Origin of the sequence: Polaribacter sp. KT 15, from assembly GCF_900143115.1 — a bacterium.
In the GTDB taxonomy this organism is placed as follows: domain Bacteria; phylum Bacteroidota; class Bacteroidia; order Flavobacteriales; family Flavobacteriaceae; genus Polaribacter; species Polaribacter marinaquae.
On record NZ_LT670850.1, the window covers coordinates 2,921,805 to 2,936,701 of the forward strand.

Annotated in this window: 15 protein-coding genes; 9 read left to right on the top strand and 6 right to left on the bottom strand. The window is 28.4% G+C overall.

Translation table 11 applies throughout. The features are described from left to right. Positions 1-23: 23 nt before the first annotated feature. Genes B5464_RS12900 through B5464_RS12910 form a run of 3 tightly spaced genes read right to left on the bottom strand, consistent with a single transcriptional unit; the run spans position 24 to position 3,026 of the window. Entirely contained in the window at positions 24-1,289 is a 1,266-nt protein-coding gene (locus tag B5464_RS12900) for a DUF2254 domain-containing protein (RefSeq protein WP_079738705.1), read from the bottom strand. Continuing rightward, positions 1,290-2,201 carry a tRNA (adenosine(37)-N6)-dimethylallyltransferase MiaA gene (gene miaA / locus B5464_RS12905; protein ID WP_079738706.1) on the bottom strand — a complete coding sequence of 304 codons (912 nt, stop codon included), beginning with the start codon at positions 2,199-2,201 and terminating at the stop codon, positions 1,290-1,292. Continuing rightward, the gene (locus tag B5464_RS12910; RefSeq protein WP_079738707.1) at positions 2,202-3,026 is read right to left on the bottom strand and encodes an ion transporter; all 825 of its coding nucleotides are present in this window, start codon (positions 3,024-3,026) and stop codon (positions 2,202-2,204) included. Between the two features lie 192 nt (positions 3,027-3,218). On the opposite strand from B5464_RS12910, the gene B5464_RS14535 reads away from it, so the two are divergent. The 4 genes from B5464_RS14535 (at position 3,219) to B5464_RS12930 (ending at position 8,134) form a co-directional block, all read left to right on the top strand. Then, a complete protein-coding gene (locus B5464_RS14535) occupies positions 3,219-3,875 on the top strand; it encodes a DUF4331 family protein (RefSeq protein ID WP_079738708.1) in 657 nt (218 codons plus the stop codon). Positions 3,876-3,901: 26 nt separating this feature from the next. Then, complete coding sequence (locus tag B5464_RS14540) at positions 3,902-4,462, top strand: DUF4331 family protein (protein ID WP_079738709.1); 561 nt, start codon at positions 3,902-3,904, stop codon at positions 4,460-4,462. A gap of 131 nt (positions 4,463-4,593) precedes the next feature. Continuing rightward, complete coding sequence (locus B5464_RS12925; RefSeq protein ID WP_079738710.1) at positions 4,594-5,889, top strand: tetratricopeptide repeat protein; 1,296 nt, start codon at positions 4,594-4,596, stop codon at positions 5,887-5,889. Between the two features lie 19 nt (positions 5,890-5,908). Next, a complete protein-coding gene (locus B5464_RS12930; RefSeq protein ID WP_079738711.1) occupies positions 5,909-8,134 on the top strand; it encodes a TonB-dependent receptor plug domain-containing protein in 2,226 nt (741 codons plus the stop codon). 99 nt (positions 8,135-8,233) lie between these two features. On the opposite strand, the gene B5464_RS12935 is transcribed toward B5464_RS12930, so the two are convergent. Genes B5464_RS12935 through B5464_RS12945 form a run of 3 tightly spaced genes read right to left on the bottom strand, consistent with a single transcriptional unit; the run spans position 8,234 to position 10,471 of the window. Continuing rightward, positions 8,234-8,743, bottom strand: a complete 510-nt coding sequence (locus B5464_RS12935; protein WP_079738712.1) for a DUF3124 domain-containing protein — start codon at positions 8,741-8,743, stop codon at positions 8,234-8,236. A gap of 11 nt (positions 8,744-8,754) precedes the next feature. Continuing rightward, entirely contained in the window at positions 8,755-9,822 is a 1,068-nt protein-coding gene (gene meaB / locus B5464_RS12940) for a methylmalonyl Co-A mutase-associated GTPase MeaB (RefSeq protein ID WP_079738713.1), read from the bottom strand. Positions 9,823-9,859: 37 nt separating this feature from the next. Then, on the bottom strand, positions 9,860-10,471 hold the full coding sequence (locus B5464_RS12945; RefSeq protein WP_079738714.1) for a hypothetical protein: 612 nt from the start codon (positions 10,469-10,471) through the stop codon (positions 9,860-9,862). Positions 10,472-10,635: 164 nt separating this feature from the next. Here B5464_RS12945 and B5464_RS12950 point away from each other — a divergent pair, with 164 nt between their 5' ends. The 5 genes from B5464_RS12950 to yidD all read left to right on the top strand — a co-directional run bounded on the left by B5464_RS12950 (position 10,636) and on the right by yidD (position 14,887). After that, complete coding sequence (locus B5464_RS12950; RefSeq protein WP_231963603.1) at positions 10,636-11,124, top strand: RNA polymerase sigma factor; 489 nt, start codon at positions 10,636-10,638, stop codon at positions 11,122-11,124. After that, positions 11,108-11,665, top strand: coding sequence for a hypothetical protein (locus tag B5464_RS12955; protein ID WP_079738715.1), 558 nt, complete (start codon positions 11,108-11,110; stop codon positions 11,663-11,665). Before B5464_RS12950 ends, B5464_RS12955 begins: the two co-directional genes overlap by 17 nt. Beyond that, the gene (locus B5464_RS12960) at positions 11,646-13,025 is read left to right on the top strand and encodes a hypothetical protein (protein WP_079738716.1); all 1,380 of its coding nucleotides are present in this window, start codon (positions 11,646-11,648) and stop codon (positions 13,023-13,025) included. Before B5464_RS12955 ends, B5464_RS12960 begins: the two co-directional genes overlap by 20 nt. 99 nt (positions 13,026-13,124) lie before the next feature. Continuing rightward, positions 13,125-14,603, top strand: coding sequence for a cysteine--tRNA ligase (cysS, locus tag B5464_RS12965; RefSeq protein WP_079738717.1), 1,479 nt, complete (start codon positions 13,125-13,127; stop codon positions 14,601-14,603). A gap of 50 nt (positions 14,604-14,653) precedes the next feature. After that, positions 14,654-14,887: a membrane protein insertion efficiency factor YidD gene (gene yidD / locus B5464_RS12970; protein ID WP_077809146.1), complete on the top strand. Its 234-nt coding sequence runs from the start codon at positions 14,654-14,656 to the stop codon at positions 14,885-14,887. The last annotated feature ends 10 nt before the right edge of the window (positions 14,888-14,897 follow it).

Genomic DNA, 14,897 nt, shown 5'->3' on the forward strand with positions numbered 1-14,897 from the left:
GATAACAAATGTATAAAAGATTATTAATTTAAATAAGCCTCTAAATTTTTAAGATCTTCGGTGTTTTTAATATTTATTTTGGCATCTGTAATTAACAGTTCTATTTCAGAAGAAAGAATTGTTTTGTACGATGTAATATTCGTTTTGTTTTTTGTTCTTAATAAAGAGATAAGTAATTTCTTAACTATAATTATGTCATGCGAGCAATAGGTTCTTAAAGGCGCCATAATATTATAAATTAAATCTTTAAAATTTAACGTATTTATTATTAAAGCATCTGTGTTTTCTTTTTGTTTAATTTCAAAATTGGTAAGTTGTGCTCTAAGCGCCAATAATTCAGATAAATAATCTATTGCATTTATAGCTGTTCCAGGATCATTTATTCCTGGTGACATTGATTTTACTGCTACTTCTGTAATTTGTTTGAAAGCTAAAAGATAATTGTTATCAATTAACTCTCCTTTAGAAAATTCAAAATTATTGTATATTTTTTCTAAAATTTCTTCACTTAATTTGATATTCGATTTAAACAATACATCACCTTCACTGCAATAAGAGCCTTGGTTTGATAAAATTTCTAATTCAAATTTATGTTTGCAAGCCATATCAACTAAAATATCTGTAGACACAGTTTTAAAATAACCCGACTTTTTCGTCTTGTGTTCAATCCAGTTTTTTGTGTCGGATTTATCTTTGACTTCTTTTTCAATTTCGATTAACTTTTTTAAGCTTTTTTCTGCTTTTCTATAAATTTTAAGTAAAATATTGTTAATCTGAATTTCTTGTGAAATTGAATGGATAAAATATATAAAAGCGCCAAGAGAATTTATCATGAAAACGATAGAAAGTACCACAGAAAAACCTGGTAATTGATAATCTTTACCATTTGGTTCTATAAAAACTAAAATTAAAATACAGTAAATAATGGTAAATAAATAGCAGCCTAAAACAATTTGATGTCTTCTGTTAGAAATTAGACCAGGTAATAATCTAGGAGAAAAATTACTAGACGCTTGGTTAAGTAAAATCATAACCATAGAAAAGCTAAAAACCATTATTGATGTTAATCCTGCAATAAAAGTAGAAAGAATAGTTCTTGCAGTTTCTTCGTCATTAACTACTAATTCTGGTAATATTTCTTGAAAATAATCAGAAATTCCTAGATTTTCTAAAAACATCATTAAATAAGCAAAAAAAACTCCGCCCAAAGCAATAATAGAAGGGTAGAAGGCAATTTTGTTTTTTAAATTGTAAACCTTACTTAATAATGTAAAAATTTTATCTTTCATTTAAAGTTTCGAATCAATTTCTTTTTGAATACTATTAATGTCTGTTAAATAATCAAACCACAAGGTATCAGTATCTTTTTTAAACCAAGTTAGTTGTCTTTTTGCAAATCTTCTGGTGTTTTTCTTTATTTCTGATATTGCAAAATCTTTAGTAAAGTTGCCTTCAAAATAATTAAAAAGTTCTCTGTAACCAACAGTTTGTAGCGCGTTTAAATGTTTAAACTGAAAAAGTTTTTCGGCTTCTTCAATTAAGCCATTTTTTATCATCAAATCTACTCTTAAATTAATTCTATTATAAATTAATTCTCTTTCTGCATTTAAACCTACTTTAATGCTATTAAAATTCCTGGTTTTTTTAGGTTTATTTTTAAAAGTAGAATAAGGCGTTCCTGTACCAATACAAATTTCTAAAGCCCTCATTATTCTATGCGGATTTTCAATTTCGATAGTATTATAAGTAGCAATATCTAACTCTTTTAATTGTTGTTGTAAAACTTCGATTCCTTCAGACTCTAATTGTTGTGTTAGCTTTTTTCTAATATTAGCATCTACTTCCGGAAAATAATCCAATCCTTTTAAAACAGCATCTACATACAAACCACTACCGCCAACCATTATCTGTATTGGGTTTTCTTGAAATAAATTGTCTAAAGTTTGTAAAGCATCTCTTTCGAACTCACCAACATTATAAGTGTCAAAAATGCTTCTATCTTGAATAAAATAATGTTTTGCTGCGGCTAATTCTTTTGGTTCTGGTACTGCTGTACCAATAGTCATTTCTTTATAAAACTGTCTAGAATCACAAGAAATAATGCTCGCATTATATGCTTTGGCAAGTTTAATACTTAAAGCAGTTTTACCAATTGCGGTAGGACCAACAATTGTTATTAAAGTGTTTTTGTATTTGTTCATTTAATTTAAAATGCTACCGCAATTGTAACAGAATGTTGCGTTTTTTTTATGTTTTTCTTTTAAACACGTTGGGCAAGATTGTGTATTTGTGTCTATATCTTCATCTGCTTTTGTCATTTCAGAACTAACAATTCCGGTTGGAATTGCAATAATAGAATACCCTAAAATCATAATTACACTTGCAATTAATTGGCCTAATGGTGTTTGCGGTGCAATATCACCAAAACCAACTGTAGTTAACGTTACAATTGCCCAATAAATACTTTTAGGAATATTTGTAAAACCATTTTCGGCACCTTCTATCATATACATAACTGTACCTAAAATTACACAAACTATTAAAACGAAAAATAAAAACACAGCAATTTTTGCTCTACTAGATTTTAATGCTAATAATAATTTGTTTGAAGCGCCAATATATCTTGCTAATTTTAAAATTCTAAAAACTCTTAACAATCTTAAAGCTCTTAAAGCCACTAAACTTTGCGAGCCTATTAATATAAATGATAAATATTTAGGAATGGTAGAAAGTAAATCAATAACACCATAAAAGCTAAAGACGTATTTAAATGGTTTTCTTATCGATATAATTCTAATAATATATTCAATTGTAAAGAAAATTGTAATAATCCATTCGCCAATGTTTAAAAAATCATGATATTCATTATCAAAACTCTCTACACTTTCTAGCATTACCAATAAAATACTGGCAATTATGGCAATAAGTAATGCAACGTCAAAAAGCTTTCCTTGTTTGGTGTCTGCTTCATAAATAATTTCATGAAGTTTTTCTTTCCAAGAAGATTTTTTTTCGTTTTTATTCAAAATAATTATAATTTTCTAATACAATACTACGATTATTTACCATGTTTAAAAAATTTTTACAACTATTTTTAGCAGTGTTTATAAGGGATTAGAAAAAAATATGAAAAAAAGTTACATTTTAAAAAACCGTATATCTAATAACCTCGTAAGTAGTGTGAGATTCAATTAAATATTAACTATAAAACTCACACAATGAAAAAAAGTAAAATTTTAATAGGAACCGTAATTGTTGCAATTATTGGTTTAATAACAGTAGCGGCAGATCATATTGATGCACCTGCAGCTCAAGGAACATCTGCAGATATTACAGATTTTTATGCTTTCGAAGGAGAAAACACAGATAATTTAGTATTTGTAGCAAATGTTCAAGGTCTTTTAAGTCCCTCTGCCACATCAACAACATCTTTTGATGAAAATGTTTTGATAGAGTTTAATATTGATACAGATCGTGACGCTGTAGAAGATTTGGTAATTCAAGCAATTCCTAGAGATGGTAAAATGTATTTCTTTGGGCCAGTAGCACCTTCTTCTACAGGATTAACAAGTGATATTGCTACAATGTCTTCTGTAAAAGGAGAAGTAGATATTACGGCGTATGGTTCATCAGCAATTATTGCAGAAAATAGTGCAGGAATGAAAATGTTTGCAGGACCAAGAGATGATCCTTTCTTTATGGATTTTGCTAGATATAATGAAGTTGTTGGCGGAACTGCTCCTGGTTTTAATAACCCGGGTTCTGATACTTTTGCAGGTTCAAATGTACTTTCTATCGTTGTAGAAGTTCCTAAAAGTATGGTTGGTACTTCTGGTACAATTAATACTTGGGTAGAAGCTAAAGTAAAACAATAATTAACAAAATTTAAAAACAAAATATCATGAAATTTAATTTTATAAAATATACAGCAGCTTTATTAATGTCTTCTATAGTATTCATTAGCTGTAATAATAACGACGATGATGTGGTTGCAGTTGTAGCAACAGATTTTTCTGGAACTTTTATGCAAAAAGACCAAATGGGAAGACCAGCAGTAAATACTGTTTTTGTTTCTTCGGATAATAAAGATGAATTTAATAACACAATTCCGTCAGAACAAAATGCAAAGTTTCAATCTATGTTTGAGGCTAATTTAAAAGGATTAAGTCCTGCGTATGCAAATGAAGGAGATACAAATGCTTTAGGTTTAGATGCTGCAGCTTTTACTGGTTTATTAGCAACAGATGTTTTAAATGTTTCTTTAGACGGTACAACTACTTTTTACGACGGAGAAAACGTTTTAACAGGTAGAGCTTTAGCAGATGATGTAATTACTGTTGAATTATTATTGATTTTTGGTGGAGAAGATTTTATGGAAAATCCAACTTTATCAAATGATAATGTAGATGCAAATGACAAAGACTTTTTAACAAGTTTTCCATATTTAGCTTCTCCTTGGTAGTAGAAGCTTTTAGAAATGACACATGTTTAAGGGAGCATGTGTCATTTTATTAAAAAGTTAACTCTCTAATATCTCTATGTATTTTCCCTAATAATACATCAGATATTTTTAATCAACATAAAATACAAACAATGAAATATATCCAACTAATTTTATTATTTGTAACTTTTTCAATCGCAACGAGTTGCAGTAATTCAACAGACAAACAAATAACAAATACTAAAGATTATAATGCCTATTTAAAACCTACAGAAAATAACTCTTTAGAAAACATACAATCAGATTCTAATTTTTGGTCTCAAAAGTTAGAAAAGACTCCGAATCAATTTCCTTATTACGCAAAATTAGCATCAGCAAACAATGCAATGTTTAAGTTAACAGGAGAAATTGAATCTTTAAAAAGTGCAGAAAAAAACTTAACCATTGCCAATGAAAAAACATTTTATAATAACGCAGGTTATTTAAGAGGTTTGGCAAGAAACTATATTTCTCAGCACAGGTTTAACGAGGCGTTGCTTTTATTAAAAAAAGCAGAAAAAAACGGAGAAAAACTTCAACAAACTCAGTTTATGTTAATAGATGTTAACCTAGAATTAGGCAATCTTAAAGAAACTGAAAAATACTTATCTAAAGTTAAAAACTTTAAGAGTTTCGATTATTTAATAAGACTTTCTAAATACAACGATCATATTGGTAATTTAGATAAAGCAATAGCATATTTAGAAGCATCTTTAGAAATAGCAAAATCTTCAAATAACAAAACTTTAATTCAGTGGAATTATACAAACCTAGCAGATTATTATGGTCATGCAGGTAGAATAAAAGACTCTTATAATGCTTATTTAAAAGCTTTAGAACTAAACCCTAAAGATAGTTACGCTAAAAAAGGAATTGCATGGATTGTGTATTCTTACGAGCGAAACCCTAAAGAAGCTTTAAGAATTTTAGAAACAGTAACTCAAGAAAACAAATCCCCAGATTACCACTTATTAAAAGCAGAAATTTTAGATTTTATGGAAAACTCAGTAGAAAAAAAACAACAAATCGAAAAGTACATTACTCAAGTATCAGACTCTAATTACGGAGTTATGTATCATAAATACGACGTTTTATTATACGCAGATAACAAAGATTTAAAATCGAAAGCTTTAAACATAGCCGCTCAAGAAGTAAGAGATAGACCAACAGCACAATCTTATGATTTATTAGCGTGGTCTTATTTTAAAAACGGACAAATAGAAAGGGCTTTAGAAATTACAGAAAAATTTGTTTTAAATAAAACTTACGAACCAGAAGCGTTATTACATGCCGCATATATTTTAAAAGCAAATGGTAAAATGCAAGAAGCCATTATGTTAAAAGAAGAATTGGTAGAAAGTATCTACGAATTGGGACCTTTAGCTGAAAAAGATATTTTAAATATATAAGTTTGCAAAAAATATAAAAATGAGAAATTTACTATTCGCATTTATTTTTCTTGCAACTTGTTTACAAACAAAGGCACAAGAATTAAAGGGTAAAATTATAGATACTTATAATAATCCTGTAGAAAATGCATATGTGTTTAATGTTAGCTCTAATGCGCATACACATTCAGATTTAAACGGAAATTTTAAAGTATTAAATACCAATATTGGTGACACAATTCAAATAGGTATTTTAGGATTTCAGAAACAAGAAGTTGTATTAACAGCAGAAAATTTTAATGATTTTAAAGTTGTTTTAAAAACTAAGGTATTTCAATTAGAAGAGTTGGTTTTAAGAAAAGAAATTAATGCTTTACAAACGATATCTAAAATAGATTTAGAAGTTAATCCTGTTAACAATTCACAAGAAATTTTAAGAAAAGTACCAGGTTTAATTATTGGGCAACATGCCGGTGGCGGAAAAGCAGAACAAATATTTTTACGTGGTTTTGATATTGATCATGGTACAGATGTTACACTTTCTGTAGATGGTATGCCAATAAACATGGTTTCGCACGCACATGGTCAAGGTTATAGTGATTTACACTTTGTAATACCAGAAACAATTCAAAAAATTGATTTTGGTAAAGGACCTTATTATGCAAAACAAGGCGACTTTAATACGGCTGGTTATGTTAACTTTTCTACAAAAAAAAGCATACAAAACAGCATGATTTCTATGGAAGTTGGGCAGTTTAACTCACAACGTTTTTTAGGTATGTTCGACCTTTTAGAAGGTAATAAAAAAGATGATGCTTATGTTGCTGTAGAATATATTGCTACAGACGGTCCGTTCGAATCTCCTCAGAATTTTAACAGATTAAATTTATTTGGTAAATACAATACCTTTTTAAACGGTAAAGACAGAGTTAGTGTAACAGCCTCTCACTTTACAAGTACTTGGGATGCATCAGGTCAAATACCAGAAAGAGAAGTAAATAATGGTAATATTACTCGTTTTGGTGCAATAGACGATACAGAAGGAGGTACAACATCTAGAACAAATTTTAATGTTGAGTTAAATAAAACCTTGTCAGAAGAAAGTATTTTAAAATCGAATGTGTTTTATTCTAAATACAATTTCGAACTATTTTCTAATTTTACGTTCTTTTTAGAAGATCCTGTTAACGGAGATCAAATTAGACAATTTGAAAACAGAGATATTTTTGGTGCTAATGCACAAATAATTTCAAATAAATTATTTGGTGACGTTGAAGCTAAATTTACAAAAGGTGCAGGTTTACGCTATGATATTATAAATGATATAGAATTGTCTCACACAAAAAATAGACAAGAAATTATCGATAGAATTCAATTAGGAGATGTAAGACAAACAAATATGTATGCATTTTTTAATTCAGAATTTGAAATAGGAAAATTTAAAATATCACCAGCAGTTCGATTAGATTATTTTAAATTTATTTACAACGATGCTTTGCAAACGAACTACAATACGTTAACAAAAAACAAAGCTATTGTAACACCAAAATTAAATTTCTTGTATTCTCAAAACGATAACTTACAATGGTTTTTAAAATCTGGAATTGGATTTCATAGTAATGATACAAGAGTTGTTTTACAGCAAAATGCAGATAAAGTTTTACCAAAAGCATATGGTTTAGATTTTGGTAATATCTGGAAACCAACAAAAAATATGGTCGTTAATACGGCGGTTTGGTATTTATTATCCGAAGAAGAATTTGTTTATGTGGGTGATGCTGGTATTGTAGAACCTTCTGGAGAATCTGAGCGTTATGGTTTAGATTTAGGTGTAAGATATCAATTTACAGATTGGTTATATTTTAATACAGATGTAACATTTACAAAAGCTAGAAGTTTAGAAAACATATCAGGAGAAGATTACATTCCTTTAGCACCAGATTTTACCGCAGTAGGTGGATTGTCTGTTAATAATTTAGGTAATTTTTCTGGAGGATTTCAATATAGATATATAGATGATAGACCAGCAACAGAAGATAATTCTATTGTTGCAGAAGGTTATTTTGTTGCAGATTTTAATGTAAATTATAAAATGAAAGACGTAACATTAGGTTTGGCAATCGAAAATATTTTTGATGTAGCTTGGAACGAAACTCAGTTTGCTACAGAATCTAGATTACAAAACGAACAAAACCCTGTAGAAGAAATTCATTTTACACCAGGTACACCATTTTTTGCAAAAGCAAGTATTACTTATACTTTCTAAAAAATGATGTTAAGATTTTGACCATGTTTGTTTTGGTTGATTTTAGTTGGATAGATGCCTGTTACTTTTTTAGTAGCAGGCATTTTTAATTGTAAGATATTAGTCAATTCTTTTTGCTTGTGTTGTAAACGATAATCCTTGTTGTCCCATTGTAGAAGTCATAATACCTTCAAAAAGTGGTTCAGAACTATTTTTAGGTAATTTCCATTCAAACAAAAAATTAGAACCTGTGCCACCAGTTATATCAATTTCATCAATAATAATTTCGGTAGTTTCCATTGGCGCCAAATAAATAGGATAATCAAAGTAAGTTCTTATTGTTTTACCGTGCGTGTCGTAATATTTAGCACTTAAAATATAAATAGAATCTTTGTCGCTTGTATTTCTTAAACTAACCATTGCCGTTAAGTTATGCTTTTTGTGCTCAGACAAACTGTAGATTTGAGAATAAATAGAAAGGTAAGATTTTCCATATTCTAGAGAATCTTTAGTCGAGATGTTAATTGCTCTCTTTGTCCAGTTTTCTGGATTTATAGAACTCAGTTCTTTTTTTTGAGTACAACTAGTTATCAATAAAATTAACGTAAAAAAAATGTAGTATTTGGTCATAATGATAAGCTTTATAGATTCAATAATTTTTTTGCAGCATTAAAAGGCGTTGTAATACCGTTTTCTAAATTATTAATCTCGTTTTGTAAGGCATTTTTAACTTGTGGATTATTATAAAAATTTGCTTTTAATTGCTGATCGATAGTAGATAACAACCAATATTTATTTTGTTCGTTTCGTTTTTGTGTAAAATACTTGTTTTCTTTTGTTAAAGAAATGTATTCTAAAATCATTTGATTAATTTTATCAATACCTTTGTTATGAAGTGCGCTAGCAGTTAATACTTTTGGTTGCCATTTACTTTCTTTTAAAGGATATAAATGCAAAGCTCTATTAAATTCAACTTTTGCAATTTTTGTATTTCTTTCATTTTCTCCATCGGCTTTATTAATAACAATTGCATCTGCCATTTCAATAATTCCTCTTTTTATACCTTGCAATTCATCTCCAGCACCGGCTAATTTTAATAATAAAAAGAAATCTACCATAGAATGCACAACGGTTTCCGATTGCCCAACACCAACGGTTTCTATAATAATAGTATCATAACCGGCAGCTTCACATAAAATAATGCTTTCTCTTGTTTTTTGAGCAACACCACCTAAAGACGTACCTGAAGGCGAAGGCCTAATAAAAGCATTTTTATCTGTTACAAGCTGTTCCATTCTTGTTTTATCGCCTAAAATAGAACCTTTATTTACAGAGCTACTTGGGTCTACTGCCAAAACAGCAACTTTATTACCTTTAGAAGTTAAATATTTACCGTAAGCCTCTATAAATGTACTTTTACCAACACCTGGAACACCAGTAATACCAATTCTTACAGATTTATTTGCGTGTGGTAAACATTTTTCTAAAATTTGGTTTGCCTTTTCTTGATGTTTCGAATTAGCACTTTCTACTAACGTGATTGCTTTACTTAAAAAAGTGATATTTCCTTCCAAAATTTTAGCAACAAACTCATTAACAGAGTTTTGTTTTACTCTATTTAGTTTAATTTTTTCCGCAGAAGATCTACAAGTAGTTTCTGGTTGTGAAACACCATCTTTTTCGTATAAAGCAGAAGAGTTTTTGTTCATTTTAAGAGTAAACTTTAAAGTAAAAATAAGTTATTTATTAAATAATAGGAAGAATAATTGGACCTAAATATTTCATCCAAAGGAAGAAACTACAATAAAATCCTAAAAGACCAAATGTAATTGCTTGTATACGTTCTTTAAATGTAAATATTCTAATAAGTATATATATTCCAATTAACAAAAAAAATACTGTAATTGGCAATGTTCTTATGATTTGAGAACTACTATAACTATGAAAATTGATTATTATGGATTGTATATTATTTAATGAAGTTAAAATACTAAAACACGAAATAACAATCCAAATCCAATCTAATAGCAAAATTGAAGTATTTTTTTTGGTTCCTCTATAAAGTAATAAGAACGCTAAAAGTGATGGAATAAATTGTATCCAATATATTCCATCTTTTTGAAACCAATTAAAATTAAGACTTGTTTTTCTAAAAAGAGCTATTTTATCACATCCAATAAAAATTCCTTTATAATTATAAGTAAAGTTTTCGGTTGTAATTCCGTTTCGAAAAACAACATCAAAAAGAAACATAATTCCATTTTGTAATTGAGTTTTTAATGGAAAGAATAATAAAAACAAACAAAAAATGTAGACATTCTCTTGCTGTTTTAAGACACTAATAACCTTCTTTTTCATTAAGTTAAATCACTTTTATGTAAATTTAAAGATAATTAATTACAAATTTTGCAACACTTCAAAAAATGTATCGTCTTTAGAGTAAGAAAGAAGTAATGACATCAACCAAACAATTACATCAACCTATAATTAATAAATGCAAAAACAATTGCGCAAAGTCGCAAATGCAATTGTATAATTTATATTGCAACGCTATGTTTATGGTTGCAAATAGATATGTTAAAGATAGGTTTTTGGCAGAAGATGTAATGCAAGATGCTTTTATTAAGGCTTTTAAAAATATTAAAAATTACAAAAATGAAGTTGCTTTTGGTGCTTGGTTAAAAAGAATTGTAATCAATCAAAGTATCGATTTATTAAAGAAAAATAAATTAGAATTAATAGCCATAAATAACGATGTTATTACAAAAGTAGAAGAAGAAGATTGGCAAGTAGAAAACACAATTTCCGTAGATGAAATTGTAACGAATATAAACTCGTTAAAAGAAAAATACAGACTGGTTTTAACTTTGTACTTGCTAGAAGGTTACGATCATCAAGAAATTTCTGAAATATTAAATATTACAGAAAACACGTCTAGAACACAATTGTTAAGAGGTAAAAAAGTATTAAAAGAAAAACTAAAAAACACGATGTATGCCGCAAGATATTAGAGATTCTGTAAAGAAATACAAAGAAGAAAAGGTTGATTTATCAGCAAATCACGTAAATAAATTTGAAGCTTTATTAGAAAAAGAATTGCATGGTAAAAAGAAAACTAAAATTAATTATAAATGGTTAAGTATTGCTGCAACTGTAGCTTTATTAGTTAGTATTTGTGTGCAGTTTTATCCTTCAAAATCTATTAACGAAACAAAAAAAATAACTAAAGAAATAAGTTTAGGAAGTATATCGCCAGAATTTGAAACCATAGAAAAATACTATAAAAGTAGTATTAGTTTAGAAATTAGTCAATTAGAATTAACAGAAGAGAATAAAGAGGTTATAGATGATTATTTATCTAAAATATCAGAATTAACAAAAGAATATAAATTATTAACCCAAGAGCTCAATACAAAAGGGGTTAATGATGTTACCATAAATGCATTAATAAGTAATTTAAAATTACGATTACAGCTGTTACAACGCTTGAAAAAGCAATTACAACAACTTAAAAATTTAAATAAAACACAAAATGAAAATCAAATTATATAATACATTCAGTTTTTTAGTTGCATTTCTATTACTCGGTACTATTTATGCGCAAAAATTCGACAAAAAATATACAGAATCTTTTACCGTAAATAAAGATGTACAATTAGATATTAATGCATCTAATTCTACAATAAACGTAACTACTTGGAATAAAAATGAAGTTTCTGTAATTGCAACGATAGAAGTAGAAGGAATTTCTAAGGAAAAAGCAGAAGAGTACTTTAAAAAATGGAATTTTGAAGCACTCGGAAACAAGAAAAAAGTAAGTGTTGTTTCGAATTCTGGCAAATCTTTAGGCTTAAATAATATTGTCTTTTTTGAAAATATGGATATAAACATTCCTGATATTAATATTGCTGATATCAAAATTCCAGAAATTGAAGATATTGAAATTCCAGAAATGGACTTCGATTTTGACTTTGACTTTGATTCTTTAGAAGATATTGAAAAAAGAATGATAAGAGAAAATAAATACTCTTTCGAATATCATAATGATAACGAACACATCATTATTAAGTCTAAAAAAGAATGGGAAGAATTCAAAAAAACAAAACGATTTAAAGAAATTGAAGAAGAACTTAACAATTCTGGCAAAAGAATTAGAGCTGAATTAAGAAATTCTAAAAATCATTTAAAAAACATCGATAAGCAAAAGTTAAAAGAAGCTTTAAATGAGGCTAAACTCCAAATCAAAAATATTGATAAAGAGCAGATTAAACAAGGTTTGTTAAAAGCACAAGAAAGTTTAAAAAACATGAAATTTAATTTCAATTTTAATGCTGATGAGAAAGAAGTAAATGGTAAAAATGTAAAAATTAAAAAAACGATAGAAATAAGAGTACCCAAAGCTGCTACTTTTAAATTAAATACTCGTCATTGTAAAGTAAATTTACCTAACTCTGTTGCTTCTGGTAGCTTAAAATATGGAACTTTCAATGCAAATAACTTAATAGGAGGTAAGCTAAATATAGATTCATCACCAGTTAACATAAACAGTTTAAACGCTTGTACTTTATTTTTAAACAATGTAACCGATGCAAAAATAGCATCGGTTACAAATACTAATATTTTTAATAATTTTTCGAAATTAGAAATCGATAAAATCAATAAAAAAGTCGCAGTAACAGATAAATTTGGCGAAATTACTATTAAAGGTTTTGATGCAAATTTCGAAGAGTTTGTTTTAGATTTAAGTAACTCAGAAGCAATCTTAAACTTTGGTAACGTGCACTCTAAATATAAATATCAAGTAAATAAGGTTAATTTGAAAAACGAAAGAGTAAAATATTTTAAAAATGATGCAACAACTAATAACTTGTTAAAAGTAAATGGGCAATTTAGTGCTATTACAATCAAGTAAAATTAGAAACACATAATTAAGTAAACTTCACTCAAATTCCATTTCTCTATTCTTAATAAAGTGCCTATCTTTATCCGCTGTAATTAGTCACTTTTTTTAATGGAACTCTACAAAGAAAATCAATTGAAAGTATACAATTCTCTTACTAAAAAGAAAGAGGATTTTAAATCGATAACAGAAGGATACGTAGGCATGTATGTCTGCGGACCAACCGTATATAGCAACGCCCATTTAGGTAACGTAAGAACCTTTATGTTTTTTGATGTTGTGTATAGATATTTATTACACTTAGGTTATAAAGTACGTTATGTACGTAACATAACAGATGCTGGTCATTTAGAAAATGATGCAGATGAAGGTGAAGATAAAATTGCTGTAAAAGCACGTTTAGAACAAATAGAACCTATGGAAGTTGTACAGCGTTATACTGTAGATTTTCATGATGTTTTAAAAAATTACAACTTTTTACCACCAAGTATAGAGCCAACTGCAACAGGGCATATTGTAGAGCAAATAGAAATGATTAAAGAAATCATAGAAAAAGGATTTGCGTATGAGGTAAATGGTTCTGTGTATTTTGATGTACACGAATACAATAAAAAAGAAAATTACGGAATTTTATCTGGTAGAAAAGTAGAAGATCTATTAAATAATACAAGAACTTTAGACGGACAATCAGACAAAAAAAATCCGCAAGATTTTGCACTTTGGAAAAAAGCTGATGAAAAACATATTATGCGTTGGCCTTCTCCTTGGTCAGATGGTTTTCCTGGTTGGCATTTAGAGTGTTCTGTGATGAGTACAAAGTATTTAGGAGAAAATTTTGACATTCACGGTGGCGGAATGGATTTAAAATTCCCACATCACGAATGTGAAATTGCACAATCTCAAACATGTAGTGGTGTAACTCCTGTTAATTATTGGATGCACACAAATATGCTTTTATTAAATAGCCAAAGAATGTCTAAATCTACGGGTAATTTTATTCTTCCGAATGAAATTTTATCAGGAGAGAACGATATTTTACCAAAAGCATTTTCTGCAAGTGTTGTTCGTTTTTTTAACATGCAAGCAAATTACAGAAGTATTTTAGATTTTTCTGGTGAAGCTTTAGAAGCTTCGGAAAAAGGACACGCTAAATTAATGGAGGCCGTTACTTTTTTAGATAAAATAGAAGCTAAAAAAACATCTACTTTTAATGTTGATTCTTGGAAAAAAGATTGCTACGCAGCCATGAATGATGATTTTAATACACCAATTTTAATTTCACATTTATTTGAAGCTGTAAAAGTGATCAATCAAATTAAAGAAAATAAAGCAAGTTTAACTGCGGATGATTTAGCAACATTTACAGCAACTATAAATGCATTTGTTTTTGATGTTTTAGGATTGATGAATGAAAATTCACAAGATAGTTCAGAAAAAATAAATGGTGTTGTAGAGTTGCTTATAAAATTAAGAAAAGAAGCAAGAGAAAATAAAGATTGGGCATTATCAGACCAAATTAGAGATGAATTAATTGCATTAGGAATTCAATTAAAAGACGGTAAGGATGGTACAACTTTTAGTTTAAATTAATTTTTTTAGATTTTGGTCTATAAAATTAAAGTGCTTTTTAAAATTTAATATTGAAAAAAATCCTTTCATATCCATTTATTCTTTTAGTCCGTTTTTATCAAACGGCTATTTCTCCATTTACACCAGCAACATGTAGATATAGTCCAACGTGTTCTCATTATACAATAGAAGCGTTGCAAAAACATGGTTTGTTTTCTGGTGGTTGGTTAGCCTTAAAAAGAATATTTAGTTGCCATCCTTGGGGCGGTAGTGGTTATGATCCTGTGCCAGAAAAGAAAGAATAACAATTAATTT